This is a genomic window from Acidithiobacillus ferrooxidans ATCC 23270, from assembly GCF_000021485.1.
GTDB classification, from domain to species: domain Bacteria; phylum Pseudomonadota; class Gammaproteobacteria; order Acidithiobacillales; family Acidithiobacillaceae; genus Acidithiobacillus; species Acidithiobacillus ferrooxidans.
Genome location: NC_011761.1, coordinates 1,792,122 through 1,808,405, shown reverse-complemented (window position 1 = coordinate 1,808,405; position 16,284 = coordinate 1,792,122). Strand labels below are relative to the sequence as shown.

Annotated in this window: 13 protein-coding genes, 1 tRNA gene and 1 pseudogene; 9 read left to right on the top strand and 6 right to left on the bottom strand. The window is 60.6% G+C overall.

Translation table 11 applies throughout. From position 1 onward, the window contains the following. From yajC to AFE_RS09480, 4 genes are all read left to right on the top strand, one after another. The gene (gene yajC / locus AFE_RS09495) at positions 1 to 336 is read left to right on the top strand and encodes a preprotein translocase subunit YajC (RefSeq protein ID WP_009561802.1); all 336 of its coding nucleotides are present in this window, start codon (positions 1 to 3) and stop codon (positions 334 to 336) included. Between the two features lie 11 nt (positions 337 to 347). After that, positions 348 to 2,132 carry a protein translocase subunit SecD gene (gene secD / locus AFE_RS09490; protein WP_012536937.1) on the top strand — a complete coding sequence of 595 codons (1,785 nt, stop codon included), beginning with the start codon at positions 348 to 350 and terminating at the stop codon, positions 2,130 to 2,132. 7 nt (positions 2,133 to 2,139) lie between these two features. Then, a complete protein-coding gene (gene secF, locus AFE_RS09485) occupies positions 2,140 to 3,090 on the top strand; it encodes a protein translocase subunit SecF (protein WP_012536936.1) in 951 nt (316 codons plus the stop codon). Positions 3,091 to 3,168: 78 nt separating this feature from the next. After that, positions 3,169 to 3,259: transfer RNA gene (locus AFE_RS09480), tRNA-Ser, on the top strand. Positions 3,260 to 3,336: 77 nt separating this feature from the next. On the opposite strand, the gene AFE_RS09475 is transcribed toward AFE_RS09480, so the two are convergent. The 5 genes from AFE_RS09475 to AFE_RS09455 all read right to left on the bottom strand — a co-directional run bounded on the left by AFE_RS09475 (position 3,337) and on the right by AFE_RS09455 (position 8,640). Further along, entirely contained in the window at positions 3,337 to 4,119 is a 783-nt protein-coding gene (locus AFE_RS09475; RefSeq protein WP_012536935.1) for a DUF481 domain-containing protein, read from the bottom strand. Between the two features lie 86 nt (positions 4,120 to 4,205). Continuing rightward, the gene (locus AFE_RS09470) at positions 4,206 to 6,653 is read right to left on the bottom strand and encodes a phosphoketolase family protein (RefSeq protein WP_012536934.1); all 2,448 of its coding nucleotides are present in this window, start codon (positions 6,651 to 6,653) and stop codon (positions 4,206 to 4,208) included. A gap of 95 nt (positions 6,654 to 6,748) precedes the next feature. Beyond that, positions 6,749 to 7,798 carry an EamA family transporter gene (locus AFE_RS09465; RefSeq protein ID WP_012536933.1) on the bottom strand — a complete coding sequence of 350 codons (1,050 nt, stop codon included), beginning with the start codon at positions 7,796 to 7,798 and terminating at the stop codon, positions 6,749 to 6,751. Positions 7,799 to 7,970: 172 nt separating this feature from the next. After that, positions 7,971 to 8,387 carry a hypothetical protein gene (locus AFE_RS09460; RefSeq protein WP_009564632.1) on the bottom strand — a complete coding sequence of 139 codons (417 nt, stop codon included), beginning with the start codon at positions 8,385 to 8,387 and terminating at the stop codon, positions 7,971 to 7,973. A gap of 55 nt (positions 8,388 to 8,442) precedes the next feature. After that, positions 8,443 to 8,640 carry a hypothetical protein gene (locus tag AFE_RS09455; RefSeq protein ID WP_012536932.1) on the bottom strand — a complete coding sequence of 66 codons (198 nt, stop codon included), beginning with the start codon at positions 8,638 to 8,640 and terminating at the stop codon, positions 8,443 to 8,445. 449 nt (positions 8,641 to 9,089) lie between these two features. On the opposite strand from AFE_RS09455, the gene AFE_RS09445 reads away from it, so the two are divergent. After that, entirely contained in the window at positions 9,090 to 9,401 is a 312-nt protein-coding gene (locus tag AFE_RS09445; protein WP_012536930.1) for a F0F1 ATP synthase subunit gamma, read from the top strand. Here the strand turns inward: AFE_RS09445 and AFE_RS16125 are convergent. Then, positions 9,391 to 9,528 (bottom strand): annotated as a pseudogene (locus AFE_RS16125) (IS1595 family transposase); the annotation flags it as partial. The gene AFE_RS09445 and the pseudogene AFE_RS16125 sit on opposite strands and share 11 nt — an antisense overlap. 68 nt (positions 9,529 to 9,596) lie before the next feature. Between AFE_RS16125 and AFE_RS09440 the strand changes: the two are divergent. From AFE_RS09440 to AFE_RS09425, 4 genes are all read left to right on the top strand, one after another. Further along, a complete protein-coding gene (locus tag AFE_RS09440; protein ID WP_012536929.1) occupies positions 9,597 to 10,940 on the top strand; it encodes a TolC family protein in 1,344 nt (447 codons plus the stop codon). After that, positions 10,937 to 11,947: an efflux RND transporter periplasmic adaptor subunit gene (locus AFE_RS09435; protein WP_012536928.1), complete on the top strand. Its 1,011-nt coding sequence runs from the start codon at positions 10,937 to 10,939 to the stop codon at positions 11,945 to 11,947. The genes AFE_RS09440 and AFE_RS09435 overlap by 4 nt, the downstream gene beginning before the upstream one ends. Further along, the gene (locus AFE_RS09430) at positions 11,944 to 15,042 is read left to right on the top strand and encodes an efflux RND transporter permease subunit (RefSeq protein ID WP_012607299.1); all 3,099 of its coding nucleotides are present in this window, start codon (positions 11,944 to 11,946) and stop codon (positions 15,040 to 15,042) included. The genes AFE_RS09435 and AFE_RS09430 overlap by 4 nt, the downstream gene beginning before the upstream one ends. A gap of 129 nt (positions 15,043 to 15,171) precedes the next feature. Next, positions 15,172 to 16,122 carry a hypothetical protein gene (locus tag AFE_RS09425; RefSeq protein WP_012536926.1) on the top strand — a complete coding sequence of 317 codons (951 nt, stop codon included), beginning with the start codon at positions 15,172 to 15,174 and terminating at the stop codon, positions 16,120 to 16,122. The last annotated feature ends 162 nt before the right edge of the window (positions 16,123 to 16,284 follow it).

Here is a 16,284-nt window from a genome sequence, read left to right as displayed (position 1 = left end):
ATGAACTTTTCGCCTATCGCCAACGCTTATGCCGGGACTGCGGCGGGGGCAGGTCCGGACTCCTTTTTTATCCAAGTCATCCCGCTGGTTGCCATCTTCGCTATTTTCTATTTCCTGCTGATCCGACCGCAGACCAAAAAGGCGAAGGAACAACGCCAGTTGATCGCGACGATCTCCAAAGGCGATGAAGTGATTACCCAGGGTGGACTGGCCGGACGGATCATGCAGGCGGGTGAGGATTACCTGCAACTTGAGGTGGCTGAAGGAGTCATTGTGAAGGTGCAGCGGGCCTCAGTGACGTTGTTATTGCCCAAAGGGACGCTGAAAAAACTGTAAAGGCTCGTTACATGACCCGTTATCCATGGTGGAAGTACCTGATCATCCTCGTCGTTGTACTGCCTTCCCTGTTTTACGCACTGCCCAATTTCTATGGCTGGCATTCCGCGGTGGAGGTGCGCGCGCCCGCGGGGACCCTCCTGCCGCCGGTGGCCACCCAGCAGGGCTGGCTGCAAGCCGCTGGAATTCCGGTCACCCGCGTCAGTTCCGGTGAGAAAGGGAGCACCTTCTTTTTCCCGAACAACGACGCCCAGGGGCTGGCCGAGACCTTGCTGCAAAACAAGCTCCCGGCCAACGCTCAGGTCATTCTTTCGCAGATGTCCGCAGAGCCGGACTGGCTACGCAGTATTGGTGGCAAACCCGTCAATCTGGGCCTCGACCTGCGCGGCGGCGTGTATCTCCTGCTGCGTGTGGATACCGACGCCGTCATCAAACATGCACTGCAACAGGACAGTGGTAGCTTGCGCACCTTCCTTCGTCACCGAAATCTGCAATATCTGGCGGTCAACATGACCGGGCCGCAAAGTCTTGCCATCGAAATGGAAAACGCCGCAGTCGCGGCACAGGCGCAAAAGGCTGTCGCCGAACGGTATCCGGATTATGCCGTCGTTCTGCAACCCCATGCGGTGCTGAGTATCAGCATCACCCCCGACGCTGCCAGCAAAATGAAAGACGATGCACTGCAACAGGCCATTGTCGTTATTCGCAATCGTATCGACGAACTGGGCGTCTCGGAGCCGGTCATCCAGCGCCAGGGCGCTGATCATATCGCCGTGCAGTTACCCGGTGTACAGGATACCCAGCGAGCCAAATCCATTATCGGCTCCACCGCCCAGCTCGAATTCAAGATGGTGGATGACCAGGCCAACATGACAGAGGCCCTCAAGGGCGAACTGCCCGCCGGTACCGCGCTCTTTTACGGCGTTCACGGTACACCTTACGTGCTGTACACCAATACGGTACTTACCGGTCGCTACCTCAGCAATGCCAGCGCGGGGGTGGACAATAACAGCGGCCAGGCCGTTGTCAATGTCAGTTTCAACAACGAAGGGACGCGCATCTTCGGTGACCTGACCACCAAAAACGTGGGCAAGCGCATGGCGATTCTGCTGGATAACAAGGTGGTGACCGCGCCGGTGATACGTGAAGCCATTACGGAGGGCCGGGCCCAGATTACCGGATTCTCCGGTTTGAAAGACGCCAGTAACGCCGCCATCGAACTGCGCGCCGGCGCATTGCCCGCACCCGTTCATATCTCCGAGGAGCGTACCGTCGGACCTACCCTGGGTCAGGACTCCATCCATGACGGGGTGATGGCCGTGGTTTTCGGCATGGCCTTCGTAGTGCTCTTCATGACGCTCTATTACCGGGCTTTTGGTTTGATAGCCGATGTCGCCATTCTGGTGAATATTCTGGCTATTCTGGCGGTGCTTTCGATCATGGGCGGGACGCTGACGCTGCCGGGTATCGCCGGTATCGTGCTGAAGATCGGTCTGGCGGTGGATGCCAACGTGCTGGTATTCGAGCGCATCCGCGAGGAACTCCGGCATGGCATGAGCACTCGCGCGGCCATCGACGCGGGTTTCAAGAAGGCCTTTGCGACCATTGTGGACTCCAATATCACGGTCCTGATCGCTGCCCTGGTGCTTTTCCAGTTCGGTACCGGCGCCATCAAGGGCTTTGCGCTGGTACTAACCATCGGCGTGATCACCTCCATGTTTACGGCCACCATGATGAGCCGTGGCATCATCGAACTCGCCCTCGGCAAGCGGCGCGTGCAAAAGCTTTATATCTGAGGTCGCGATGGAACTTTTCAAAGTCCGTACCCATGTAGACTTCATGTCCAGACGCTGGATTTTTCTGGGCGTGTCCGCTCTGCTGATCATCGCCTCCGTCGCCGTTTTTCTGGTGCGGGGGCTGAATTACAGCATCGATTTCACCGGTGGTACGCTGGTGGAACTGGCATTCAGCAAGACGCCGGATCTGGGCGCGGTGCGGGGTACCCTCACCCAGGCGGGCTTCCACGATGCGGTAGTGCAGACCTTTGGTGGTGACCGCGACCTGCTGATTCGCCTGCGCACCGTACCCGGTGAGAGCAGCGCCGTGGGCAATACGATTCTGCAGGTATTCCGGAAGGATCAAGTGGAGTATCCCGATGTGCAGTTGCGCCGCACCGAATATGTTGGTCCGGAGGTGGGTAAGGAATTGCGGAACAAGGGGATCATGGCGCTGATCATCGTCACTCTGGGTATTCTGATTTATGTGGGGTTTCGCTTTGAGTGGCGTTTCGCCGTGGGCGGTGTGCTCGCCATGCTCCACGACCCGATCCTGGTGGTGGGCTTTTTCGCCATCAGCCACGAAGAGTTTTCCCTGACCGTGATTGCGGCGTTGCTGGTGATCATGGGCTATTCCCTCAATGATACGGTGGTGGTTTTCGACCGTATGCGCGAGGATCTGCGGGCGTCCCGCAGCGGTGATGTGGCGCAGATATTCAACGTCGCCATCAACGAGACGCTATCCAGAACGGTGATCACCAGCTTCATCACCTTCATGGTCGCGCTTTCGCTCTTCCTTTTTGGTGGGCCGGTGATTCACGGGTTTGCCACGGCGCTGGTCATCGGCGTGGTGGTGGGTACCTATTCCTCGATTTTCGTCGCGAGCCCGATCGCACTGTGGCTGGGGCTCAAGCGGGAGCACGTCCTCAAACGTCAGTTCATCAGTGCCAAGGATCGTAACGACGGTGCGGCCTTGTAGTCCTGTATGGTCTTTTCGGCGCCGCGGCGGGCAGACTTGCCGCCAGCGTCTGGAAAGATTAAGGTATACCACCTCCGCGGAGAGGTACCGAAGTGGCCATAACGGCGCCGACTCGAAATCGGATGGGGGGTAAAACCCCACGTGGGTTCGAATCCCACCCTCTCCGCCATATTAAATAGCAACTTTCTGCATTGCACCCTCTCCCGAATCACCTTGCGCGATTTTGTATTGCATAGCCCCGAGTGGCTAAAAATGGAATTTCAAATCCGCTGCCGTAATGGTGTTAAACTTTTTATAATAACTGATCACGGGGAATTCGTTGTAGGTGGCGGTATAAGATAGCTGCAAGGCTAATGGACCATACAACTGGGATTGCAGGCTGGTAACCGACTCATAAGTATTGTTGTTGGCTGTGGATAGCAGGGCGGTTACGTTTTCCTTGAAAGTCGCATGGCGGGTCAGGTGCCACTGATAACCCACCGCTAAACGAGCGGCCGGGTTGGTTTGATATTTCATACCTATAGGCTGGTCTTCCTGAGCACCGATGCCTCCCTGATAATCTATGGACATGGTTTTGCCGAGTGATACGATATTGCCTTCGCCTATGGTTTCTATCAAGTGGTAATAATATCCGTTAAATTGATTTCTGTCATAACGGATGTCACCGAAGATATAGTGAATCTTTGGTTTGAAATAATATCGGCCCTGATCTTCCAGAACGAGGCGATTGGCGTAAACCGCAGTGGATGCAGCAGTGTAATCGTAGCTCACGTGCGCACGATTTTCCCAACGGTGATATTGCCAGCGTACCCAGTCGTGGCTATGGAGATTTATGGATGGGTATGTTCCCGTGGCGCTGGAAAATCCGAACGCCACGCTCCCTGACCAGAGCTTTGATTTCTTGGCTGTGTTGGCGAATGCGCATGTGAATGATGGGATCCCGGTGATAAAAATGAGAGCTATACTGACCATAATGCGCGCGCGGTAGTTTTGGTGGGATGGTATTTGAGATGTCGGCGATGACGGCATAGGCTTTCCTCGAGTAAATTAATAACGGCACGGAATGATTGAGATGGGGCGCCACACCGTAACGTTTTGCTGGTACACGGTGGTATTCAGGGAGTATCCCGGAAAGGCCATTGCCAGTCGGTGATTTCCTGCGGGTCCACGCCGTACTCGTATGCATGATTTTTACAGGCGAATTGCAGGTTGAGCAGTATCTCACGCACACCGGAACCCGTGTCGCAAAAACGGGGGATCCGGTCAATGGCATCAATAGCCAGGCTGAACCGGTCCGTCTGGTTGCGGATGGCGAGTTCCAGCGGTGTGTCGATGTTCCCCTTTTCCTTATAGCCCCGTACATGAATGTGGTGCTGGGCGGGGCGGCGGTAGGTGAGCCGGTGTATCAGCCAGGGATAGGAGTGAAAATTGAAAATAACCGGTTTTGAGGAGGTGAAGAGTGCCTCGAATTCACGGTCCGTCATGCCGTGGGGGTGTTCGGTATGGGGCACCAGTTTGAAGAGATCGACGACATTCACAAAGCGTATTTTTATATCGGGTAGATGCTGGCGTAAGAGGGCGGTCGCCGCCAGAGATTCCATGGTGGGTACGTCACCGCAACTGGCCATGACCACGTCGGGTTCTTCTCCCATGTCGTTACTGGCCCATTCCCATATTCCGGCACCCTTTGCGCAGTGCGCCATGGCAGCGTCCATGTCCAGATACTGCAGATGCGTTTGCTTATCCGCGACAATCACATTGATATAATTCACGCTTCGCAGGCAATGATCCGTCACCGAGAGCAGGCAGTTGGCATCGGGTGGAAGATAGATGCGCACGACATTGGGGCTCTTGTTGGCGACGACGTCCAGAAAACCTGGGTCCTGGTGGGTGAAGCCGTTGTGGTCCTGGCGCCAGACCAGACCCGTAATCAGCAGGTTGAGTGATGCCACCTTGGCGCGCCAGGGTAATTCGTTGCACTTTTCCAGCCACTTGGCGTGTTGATTGAACATGGAATCGATGATGTGAATGAAGGCCTCATAGCTGTTGATGAGGCCGTGCCGCCCGCTGAGCAGATACCCCTCCAGCCATCCTTCCAGGGTATGTTCGCTGAGCATTTCCATGACCCGCCCGCTCAGCGCCAATGCCCCGCCATCGGCATCTTCGGGAAAATACGCCCCCAGCCAGACTTTTTGCGTGACATCATATATGGCGTCAAGTTTATTGGATTGGGTCTCGTCCGGACCGAAGATGCGGAAGTTCTGCATGTTTCGCCGCGTAATCTCCCTGAGAAAGTGCCCCAGGGTGGGCACATTGTCCGCCCGGGTTCCGCCCGCATCCTGCACCGCGATGGAAAATACGCGAAAGTCGGGCATATCCAGAGGGCGGCGCAGCAGACCGCCGTTGGCCACAGGATTGGCGCTCATCCGGCGCTTACCCTTCGGGGCCAGTTCGTGCAGCTCGGGGATGAGCCGACCCTGAGCGTCGAAGAGTTCCTCCGGCCTATAGCTGCGCATCCAGGATTCCAACAGTTGCAGATGTGCCGGATTGGAAACGACGTCCGGAATGGGGATCTGATGTGCCCGCCAGAAGCCCTCCAGATAGTGTCCGTCCACCTTGCGGGGCGCGGTCCAGCCCTTGGGGGAGCGGAGGATGATCATCGGCCAGCGCGGACGGAAGGCCGTGCCGGTGTGCCGCGCTTTGTCCTGAAATTCCCGGATTTTCAATACGCACCGTTCCATGGTGGCAGCCATCGCCTGGTGCATGCTCGCAGGGTCGCTTCCTTCCACAAAATAAGGGGTATAACCATACCCGATAAATAATGCCTCCAGTTCCTCATGGGTGATGCGGGCCAGAATGGTGGGGTTGTTGATTTTATAGCCGTTGAGATGGAGCACCGGCAATACCGCGCCATCGGTAATCGGATTGAGGAATTTATTGCTGTGCCAGCTCGTGGCAAGGGGACCCGTTTCCGCCTCCCCGTCGCCCACCATGACCAGGGCGATCAGGTCGGGGTTGTCGTAGACGGTTCCAAATGCGTGCGAAACACTGTAGCCGAGTTCTCCGCCCTCATGAATGCTGCCCGGGGTTTCCGGTGTCGCGTGACTGCCGATGCCCCCAGGGAAGGAAAACTGCTTGAAAAATCGCCGCATGCCTGCGATATCCTGACTTTTGTCCGGATATGTCTCCGAGTACGTTCCCTCAAGGTAGGCTTGAGAGAGTATGGCCGGTGCCCCGTGCCCCGGCCCGGAGATATAGATCGCGTTCAGGTCGTATTTGTTAATCAGGCGATTGAAATGAATATAAGTGAAACACTGGCCCGCGTCCGATCCCCAGTGACCTAACAGGCGCGGCTTTATGTGCTCCGGCTTGAGCGGATCCCGCAGCAGCGGATTATCCCGGAGATATAACATCCCGAGACACAGGTAAAGACTGGCCCGCCAGTAGGCGTCGATCTTACGCAGATCATCGGTGTTCAGAGGTTGATCTTCGACCGTCGCTCGGGCGGTCCCGTAGGCGCTGATGCTCTCACCCTCACAAGCTGCATCGTGTTCCGTCGTCATGCCAAACCTCATTTTTTTGAAGGAGGTATTGTTAAAATTATAGGTGACCAAGGGGGTGCGGGGCGGGCGCCTGTCTGCTCGCCATCGGGCGGCGGTTAATGGTCATGCAGATGGTGCATGTCTGGCGCGTGGGCGTGGTTGTGGCTCAGCGCCTCGTGCTGGTGCGGGTGGCGATGACGGACTCCCGGCGCCACCGGAAACGCATGGGTGTGCTGGTGATGCGCTCCATGCACATGGGTATGATCATGTTCCATAAAGGTATGGGTATGGCTATGTTCGTGACGCTCGGTGAGATGCATCCAGATGCCCCAGCCCATCAGCGCTCCGGCGATCACCAGGAGCGGGCTGACCGGAGCCCCGAGCATCACGCTGAGTACGGCACCGACAAAGGGCGCGCTGGAAAAATACGCTCCGGTCCGCGCACTGCCGAGATGGCGCAGGCCGACCACGAACAGGGCGAGGCTGACGCCATAGGCGAAAAATCCGAGCAGCATTGCCGCCGCCAGGTCGGGCAGGGCGGGCAGATGGTCACCGAGCAGCAGAGCCAGGCCGAGATTGACGCCGCCCGCCACCCAGCCCTTATTGGCGGCGATCCAGCTCGTATCCGTCAGGGATACCTTGCGGGTCAGATTGTTATCCACACCCCAGGCGAAGCAGGCGCCGATGATGGCGGCAGCGGACCAGAGATGATCAAGATGCACCTGCCCAGGCCAACTGAGGAGGATCATCCCCAGCACAATCGCTGCCATACCCCAGGCAATGCGCCGGTCAAAACTTTCCCTGAACACCCACCACGCAAGCAGCGTCGTAAACACGGTTTCCGCATTCAACAACAGGGATGCCGTCGATGCCGCAGCACCTCGCAAACCGATCATGAACAGCACCGGCGCCACGATCCCTCCGGCCATTACCGAAGCGGCAAACCAGAAGGCATCTCGGTGCGTTAGCCGCACGAATTCGGCGCGCCGCAACCAGCGATAGAGCGTCAGGCCCAGACCTGAGCCCAGATAGAGGAGTCCAGCCAGCATCCACGGACTCATCGACGCGAGCAGGATCTTCGCCAGCGGTGTGCTTGCGCCGAAAAGCAGTGCCGACAGAAGAGCGGCCTGAATGCCAGGCCGTCGCAGGCTATGGAGGCGTGGCATGGGAATCCTGTCGTTGGGGCCAGGGCCGTTTACGCCCTGGATTCATCGTTAATACGCAGCCCACGCGCTACCGACGGGAAGGCTCGTTTGCGCTGGCTGCCCCTGGTCTGTGGGGCCGAGGAGCGAACCTGCCGCCCGGGACTTGACTTTTTCGCGCGGGGCGTGCTGCGTCTTAACGCCGCGGACCGGCACCCATTCCACCGCCTGCGCCGGTTCCCATCATTCCGGTACCAGGACCCATACCCGCCGCGCCGCCACCCATACCGGCGCCACCGTTCATACGGCCGGGACCCATGCCTGCGCCGCCTGCGGGCGGTACGGCGGGTAAGGTCACCCCTCTTTTCTTGGCCAGTTCCATCATCTCTTCGTGGTGTTCCTGACGTATCCGTTCGCGTTCCTGGATAGTCTTGGCCGCCCGCAATTTAGCGCGATACTCCACTCGCTGCTTGGGGGTCATCAACTGGCTGCCATACATCATCTGGTTTTGAACCTGTCCGGCAGCGGGGGCCGCATCTGCGGCGAGGACAACCCCGGCCGGCAGACACAGGACAGCGCCCAAGATAGGGATGAAAAATGATTTTTTTGACATTTCGCACCTCCAGTGCATTATCAACGCCATCAGAATATTAGTTCCTATTGCCCTTTCATGCAAGGAAACCGGTCCGCTGGTCCGGGTCCGACAGCGGGTGCCTGACGGGCCATGCGGCATAGAGTACCGGCGCCAGACTCGCGCCCTGGGCACGCAAGGTGGCGGAATCCGAGCCGAAGCGATAAACCACTAGCGGCGCGTGGGCACCCGAGAGATCACCCAGGCGCACGATCATCGTCTGGTGAAGGGTCATGGAGAGCAGATTGGGTTTGCCAAAGGCATGGATCTGAGTGGGATTGAACGTTCTTACCCAGAGATTGTGATAGGTTAATATGGGGTAAAGTTATTTGTTGCTCGGCAGCATCGCAAAGGGCATATGTCGTATAGTAAACACCCCGGCGCTGCCAGCGTGACGGACGGGGCCCGAACACACCAGTTATCATCGTTGTAAGGCGGAAGAACTACGAATGGATGGAAGTCCCCAAGACAAGATAGCCATCGGCACCATCACGGAGGTGCATGGGCCAGTGGCCACGATCGCCTGCAACCCCTTGCCTCCCTTGGGTCGGGCGTTGAGCGCGATCGTGGAACAGGAACCATACCTCTTTGAGGTCCATCAGCAGCTTCAACTCATCCGAACCCTCACCACCTTGCAGACCCAGACTCATTGCGCTGTATCATACGCCCGATGCCCAGGAATCTTTGCTTAAGCCATTGTTACCGCCTTTCCAGCAGCGTCTTCACGCCCCTCGTCCCTTGCCCTACCCGCCATTGTTGAATCTGTCGCCCGAGGTGTTTTTTCCCGGACTCGTGGAACAATACCTGTTCGCCACCCTCCATGAGATCGCCTATGTCTCCCTGATGGCCGAAAATCAGCGCCGGTTACGGCATCTCGATGGTGCCGTAAGACATCTGGATGAGCAGTCTGCGGTCTTGGCACGTCGTAGCAACTCCCTGCGCCAGGAAGAAATCATCGAGGAGATCGAGGTCATCCTGCTGGGTTCAGTAAACTGATGGCGCCGAAATACCGATTGGATAAGCGCAGGGCCAGAAACCACTGTACCAAGGGCAGATTGATGGAATGAAAAAGCGTGCCAGCCGTCACGAAGGTCTGGCGGCGGCAGCGATTGCATGGATGGACATTTCCAATGTTTTCATTGTAAGGTTACCCGCCGCGTGGCGGCGATATAATGAGGTAAAGAAGGGGAGATGACGCATCCACCATACAAGACACGACAGGATGCGGTGGCAGGGAAGGGGGCGTGGCGCTGCCTGAGTGTCTGCCTGTTGGCCGGCACCCTGTTGTTGCCCTCTTTTCCCGTGTCGGCGGCGGTGTTCACCCTTGGGGATGCCCTCCGGCGGGCCTTGGCTAACCAGGCCCTAGTGCAGCAGGCGCAGCGCGTGGTGGCGGAGAAGGCGGCTCTGCACCGGGCCGCCCACGCCGATCTGCTGCCCAGCCTCTCCCTAGCGGCAGGCAGTATCTGGACGCAGACCCGCAACGGCCAGCCCCTCTTCGTGTCCGCCAATGGCCCCCGAGAGGTCATCGGCCAGATCCAGCTCAATATTCCCCTCTATGCGCCCCAGGCCTATGCCTTGCAGACCCTGGCCCACGATCAGGTGGCCGTGGCCAGGTACCAGACGCGCCAAGCGCGCCTGCTGGTGGCGGCGCAGGTCACGGCGGCCTACTATCGGCTGGCCTTGTGGGAAAACGAATTGTCCGTCTGGCGTGAGGCCCTGGGGGCGGCCCGGGAACTCCTCAGCGCCACCCAAAAAAGTACCCAGGCTGGAACCCGCTCCCGTCTGGACCTGACCCAGGCCCGCCTGACCCTGGCCGGTGTCCAGGCCGGACTGGACCAGGCTACCCCGGAGGCCGCGGCAGCCCGCCGCGTCCTGGCCCTGCAGACGGATTACCCCGCCAGCGAACTGCCGGCGTTGGTACCCATCAGCCCGCCGGCGGGAGGCTTGCCCGGGGAAACCGTGTTGACTACCCAGGCGACCCAGGCGCAGCCCCTCCTGCAGGTGGCGGAAGGGGAGATTCAAGCCGCACGCACCCTACTGCGCTATCATCAGGCCGCCCGGTTGCCGATGGTCGCTGCGCTGGGCGCCTATGGGGTGGACACGGCAACGGCGCCCCGCGCCGGGCAACTGGCTTGGCAAGGAGCCGTGACCCTGCAGATGCCCATTTTTGGCTTTGGCCGCAATCGCAACCGCATCGCCGCCGCCCAGGAGCATCTGGCCGCCATGGAGGCGGGTAAGCGGGCGTTGCTTTTGCAGGTCCGAAGCCGTATTGCCGCCGATTACGGAGTGGCCCAGGCCGCCGACAACGCCCTAGGCAATGATCGGACCATGGCGCAAGAGGCTCAGGCGGTTTATGAAATGACCCGCAAGGGGTATCTCGCCGGGGCGCTGAGCGCCCTGGCGTTGCAGCAGGCCGAAAACCACTGGGTGCAGGCACGGCTCAAGCTGGCGGGAGCGGCCATCCGGGCCCGTTTGGCGCGGGCGCAACTGGCCCTGGACAGCGGGATTCTGCCGAACTCCGAGGAGCAGCCATGAATAAAGCGTTTGCCAGGTTCCCGCTGATGCCGATCGTCCTCTTCCTGTGCGCTTGGCTGGGCGGCGTGGCCCCTGCCTTTGCCCTCCCGGTGCAGGCGGTGGCGGTGCAACGGACCCCCTGGTCCCGGGAGGTCCGTGTGCTGGGGACGGTGGAGAGCATCGGGGAAGTCACCCTGGCCTCTCCGGTGACGGGCCGGGTATTGGGACCTTTTCTCCAGTCCGGCAACGTGGCGGCGGGCGCAGTGGTGGCGCATATCGCTCCCCCCGGCCTCCATGCCGGCATCCTCGCCGCCCAGGCGCGGGTGGCCTATGCCCGCACCCAACTGGAGCGTACTCAAAAGCTCTTTCGGGACGGGGTGATGGCACAGCAGAATGTGGACCAGGCCGGCTTGGTGCTGGCCGAGGCGCGGTCAGCCCTCCGGGCGCTGCAGGCCCAGTCTGGAGATCAGGTGCTGACGGCCCCCTTCGCTGGCACTTTGCACTACCTGGTACCCCCCGGCGCAGTGGTCAATGTGGGCAGCCCCATCGCCCACTTGGCCGGACGTGGCGAGCCCTGGGCACGGGCCTATGTGACGCCCGCCCAAACCCAAGGGTTACGGGTGGGGACAACGGTGGCGATCCGGGCCCAAGGTTGGCAAGGTCAGGGGCTGGTCCGCTCCGTCGGACAGAGCGCCCGCCACCTCGGTCTGGTCTCCGTTTATGTCACCCTCCCCCCGGACAGCCCCCTCCTGCCCGGGGAATGGCTGCAACTCCTGCTGCCGTCGGCGGGCGGTACCGCCTTTCGGGTGCCCAGCCTGGCGGTGGTCATGCGCGGGGCCCGCAGCGAGGTTTTCGTGGTCCGCCGGGGGCGGGCGGTGGCGGTGGCGGTAGAGGTGGTGCATACCCGGGGTAAGGATAGCTGGGTCACCGGCGCGCTCCGCGCCGGGGAGATGGTGGTGATTTCCGGCAACACGCGCTTGGACTCGGGTACGCCGGTGGAAATACGAGTATCGGGATCGCAGCCATGAGGCGCTATCTCGCCTTTCTCTGGAAGAGCCGTTTCTCCGTGATTTTGTCCGGCTTGTTCCTTCTGGCGGCTGGCTGGTTTGCGCTGCGGGCCATGCCCGAGAGTGTCTTTCCCAACGTGAACTTCCCCAAGGTCTCGGTTTTGGTCAATGCCGGCAACCTGCCGGTCAAGTTCATGGAGATCGAGGTAACGCGGCCCCTGGAGGAGGCTGCCAAAGGGGAGCCCGGGGTCCGCCTGGTGCGCTCCCAGACCGGCAATGGTCTGTCCAAGCTGCACGTCTATTTCGACCCCAACGTGAACCCCGAGACGGCCTATCTCATGCTCCAGGCCCGCCTTGCCCACATCCCCTTGCCGCCCGGCGCGCGGATGAGCGTCCGTCTCATGGCGCCCAATATCTACCCCTTCGCCGAGTACGCCCTGGTCTCCGACCACATGGACAGCTCGGCCATGATGCCCACCTTCGCCTTCCAGATCCGCCCGGCCCTTCTCTCCCTGTCCGGAGTCTATCGGGTGGACGAAACCGGCCGGGGCTGGCCGGAGGTGCACATCGCCCTGGACCCCCTGCGCCTGGCGCAGTACCACCTGGATTCCCAACAGGTGGTGGACGCCCTGCGCGCCGCCCAAGGGCCCTTTTTCTCCGGGGTGTTGGACGTTTTCCATCAGCAATTCATCGTCGCCACCACGCCCCGGCCCGTGGATACGGCCCGTCTGGCCGCCCTGACCCTGCCCCTGGGCCCGCCCAATGCCCAGGGCGAGCGCACGCCTCTGCCGCTGGGGGCGCTGGGGAAGGTGCGCGTCGGCCCGCCCCCCTTGCTGCGGGACGCGGCGGTGGCCGGATATCGGCATGCCATGGTGATTGACGTGATGGCCCAGGCCGGCGCCAACGAGGTGGCGGTGGCCAAGGCGGTGCAGAACCGCCTCACGGAGTTGCAGTCCCACCTGCCGGCCGGCGTGAAGCTGGTCCCCATCTATGACTTGAGCCACCTGATCAGCACCAGCCTCAAGGATGTCTGGATCGCCCTGGGATTGGGCAGTCTCATCGCGTGGCTGGTGGTGCTCGCCTTCCTCGGCCGTCTGGACGGCGCCCTGGCCACCCTGGTGGTGGTGCCACTGTCCATAGCCGCCACTTTTCTCATCTTGCACGCCCTGGGCTATAGCCTCAACATCATGACCCTGGGCGGCCTGACGGCGGCCATCGGTGCTTTGGTGGACCATGCCATCGTGGTGGTGGAGCGCGGGCTCCACGGCTTGCACGGCGACATCGAAACCCGGCGGCGGACGGCCCTGCGCCGAGCCGGCGAGATACTGCCGGTCATGACCCTGGCGACCCTCACCTCCTGCCTCATCTTCCTGCCGCTGGTCTTCCTCTCGGGCACGCTGGGCCTGCTCTTCCGCCACATGGCCCTGGCCATCGTCATCGCCCTGGTCACCTCCCAACTGGTGGCCCTCTTCGTCACGCCGGTGCTGGCGATCTGGCTCGCGGGGCGGCACCGCCGGCAGCGCCGAATCCTCGGGGAGCGGTGGCTGCGCAGACATTTCAGTCGGTCGCTGATCTACGGGATGCGCCGGCCATGGCTCGTCATACCCGTCATCGTTGTGCTGGGGGTGGTGGGCTGGTATGCGGTGAGTACCCTACCCACGGCCTTTCTGCCGCGTTGGGACGAAGGCATCATCTCCGTACCCTTCCGCACCCCCGTCGGCAGCAGCGTGGCGGAAACCACCCGCGTCGGCCGCGACCTCATGCGCGTGGCCCTGGCCAATCCCAACGTGGCGCGGGTCTCGCTGATGGTGGGGCGAGGCCTGAACAATCCCTACTCCACCCCCAACAAGGGGGCCATCTCCGTCGTCCTCAAGGCAAAGCGCAAGGAAAGCACCGAGGCGGTCATGAGCGTCCTGGTCCGGGAGTTCCGGCAGACGGCGCCCAATCTCCTGGCCGTCCAGGCCCTCCAGGTGATGGTCAACCGCCTGGGCGATCTCTCCGGAGCCCATGCCCCTTTGGAGGTCTTCCTCTTCGGCTCCGACTCCACGACGCTCCGTGACGAAGGCGGCCGGCTGGCCGCCGCCCTGCGCCAAAGCCATGCCTTCCGGTCCGTGGTGTTCAAGTCGCCTTCCGCTGGCCCCGAGGTCGAAGTCACGCCCTCGCCTCTGGCGGCGATCTACGGCGTCACACCGCCGGTGCTCGCCGACCAGATCAAGGCGCGCTTCTGGGGCCGGCAGGCTGGCTTCCTCTTGCATGGTGAGCAGATCCTGCCCATCCGCGTCAGCCTCGCGGGGCAAACCGTCACCCCCACCGGGATGGAAGCGCTCTCCATCCGTTTGCCCGGCGGGACCTATAGCCCCTTGTCGAGCATCGCCCATGTCCATGTGCAAGGGGCGGTGCCCTATGTAACCCATCAGAACCTCGTGCCCTATGCCTATGTCTGGCTGCAGCCGAAGGCGGGTGAAGGCCTCGCCGCCGCAGCCCAGAAGGCCCGTAGCGTGGTCGCGGCCATGCACTTCCCGCCCAATGTCACCACGGTCCTGGGCGGCTATTACCGGCAGCAGGCGCAGAGCTTCCAGAAGATGGCGCTGATCCTGGCCGGCGCCCTGGCCCTGTTGCTGGTGCTCCTCGGCTTCCAGTTCACCAGCCAGGGGGCGGCGGCATCCGCCTTGATCGCTATCGCCCTGGCCGCGCCGGGGGCCCTCCTGGCCCTGCTGCTCCTGGGTATCGACCTGGACAGCACCGCCTTCCTGGGGGTCTTGCTGGTTTTCGCCATCGCCGTCAACAACGTCATCCTCATCTTCGCCCGCGCTCGCCAGCTTGACGGCGCGCGCCTGCGCCCGGCCATGGTCGCCCTGGCCGCCCGCAGTCGCCTGCGCCCCATCCTCATGACCATGCTCGCCGACGTCTTGGGCTTCCTCCCCCTGATAGTAGGGGTAGGCCGCGGCACCGACCTCCTCAAGCCCCTGGCCGTCGCCGTCATGGGCGGTCTGCTGCTCTCGGTGTTCATGTCATTGTGGGTCGCGCCGGTGATTTATGGCGCGTGGGCGGGAAAACCCTCTCGCCAAATGTCCAAGGGGCCCGCACATACTCCATCAGGAGCATCCCCGTCTTAGCTTTCTCAATAATTTAATTTCCATATACACCTCTTCGATGATCAGTATTTTCATGAGGTATATTCTTTTGACCTTCCTGTCGATTTCCTGAAGAATATCCGGGTTATTAATGACATAATCAGAGGTATGATGAAAACATCACCGTCATTGGAACTGCGTCGCAAACAGGCGTTCGGTGCTGTCCGTATTCTTTACGGACTGATCTGGCTGATCAATACCTGGTTGCAACTCGATCCCGCCTACAGTATGCACTTTCTCGGTACCTTCAGTGCCGATTGGGTATCTGGGCAACCCGCCTGGATTGCCAGCTACGGTCACTGGATGGCGCAACTGGTCCAGCTGTTGGGCGCGCAATATGTGGCGTATGCGACGATAGCGCTCGACGCCATCCTTGCGGCTTCCCTGATCACGGGAATCGGCGTGCCGTTACTGGCCTGGGTGGGGGTGATCTACAATCTCTGGCTATGGAGCACCGTTGGGGGTTTTGGCGGCCCCTACACCCAGGGTGCGACCGACCCCGGCACCGCCATCATTTATGCGCTCTGTTTCCTATTCGTGGTCTGGACGCGAAGCTGGGAAGGTCTGAGCTTCAGCAAGGCACCGCATCGCCCCATTTACGCTCCCGCCATACATACGGCGCGTATTCTCTTCGGCATACTCTGGGCCTTCGATGCATACTGGAAATGGCAGCCCTATTTTCTCACCCATGCAGTCACCTACCTGCAGCAGGCCCTGCCAGGCGAACCGGCATGGATCGCCGCCTATATCGGCTTCTTCATCTCGGTCATCACCTGGGCGGGCCCGGTGCTTTTTGGCTATTTTGCCGCGATCATGGAAAGTATCATCGCTTTTTACCTGATCATCGGCCGTGGCTTGCGGTGGGTGATCCCCGTGGGTATTGCCTACAGTATTGGCGTCTGGACCACAGCAGAAGGCTGGGGAGCACCGTTTCTGCCGGGCGCCACCGCCAATAAGGGCGATGTCCTGGGTACCACCAATATCTACGTCATCGCGTTTCTTTTCCTGGCGGCCTGGGTATATTTCACTCCGGAACCCAGAAGTAACAAAAGTAAGCGATAAATTCGCATCATCTCCTTCCGGCCCTATCCGTGTCGCGCGGCTCGCCCGTGCGGCGCACCGCTCCCAAAAATGTCATGAAAAAGTCATAAAATTGTCGTATTAGTGTCATGTTGCATCGTTAACATATTCCCTCTTCGAGAAAAACAGAGCCCGCCCATATCG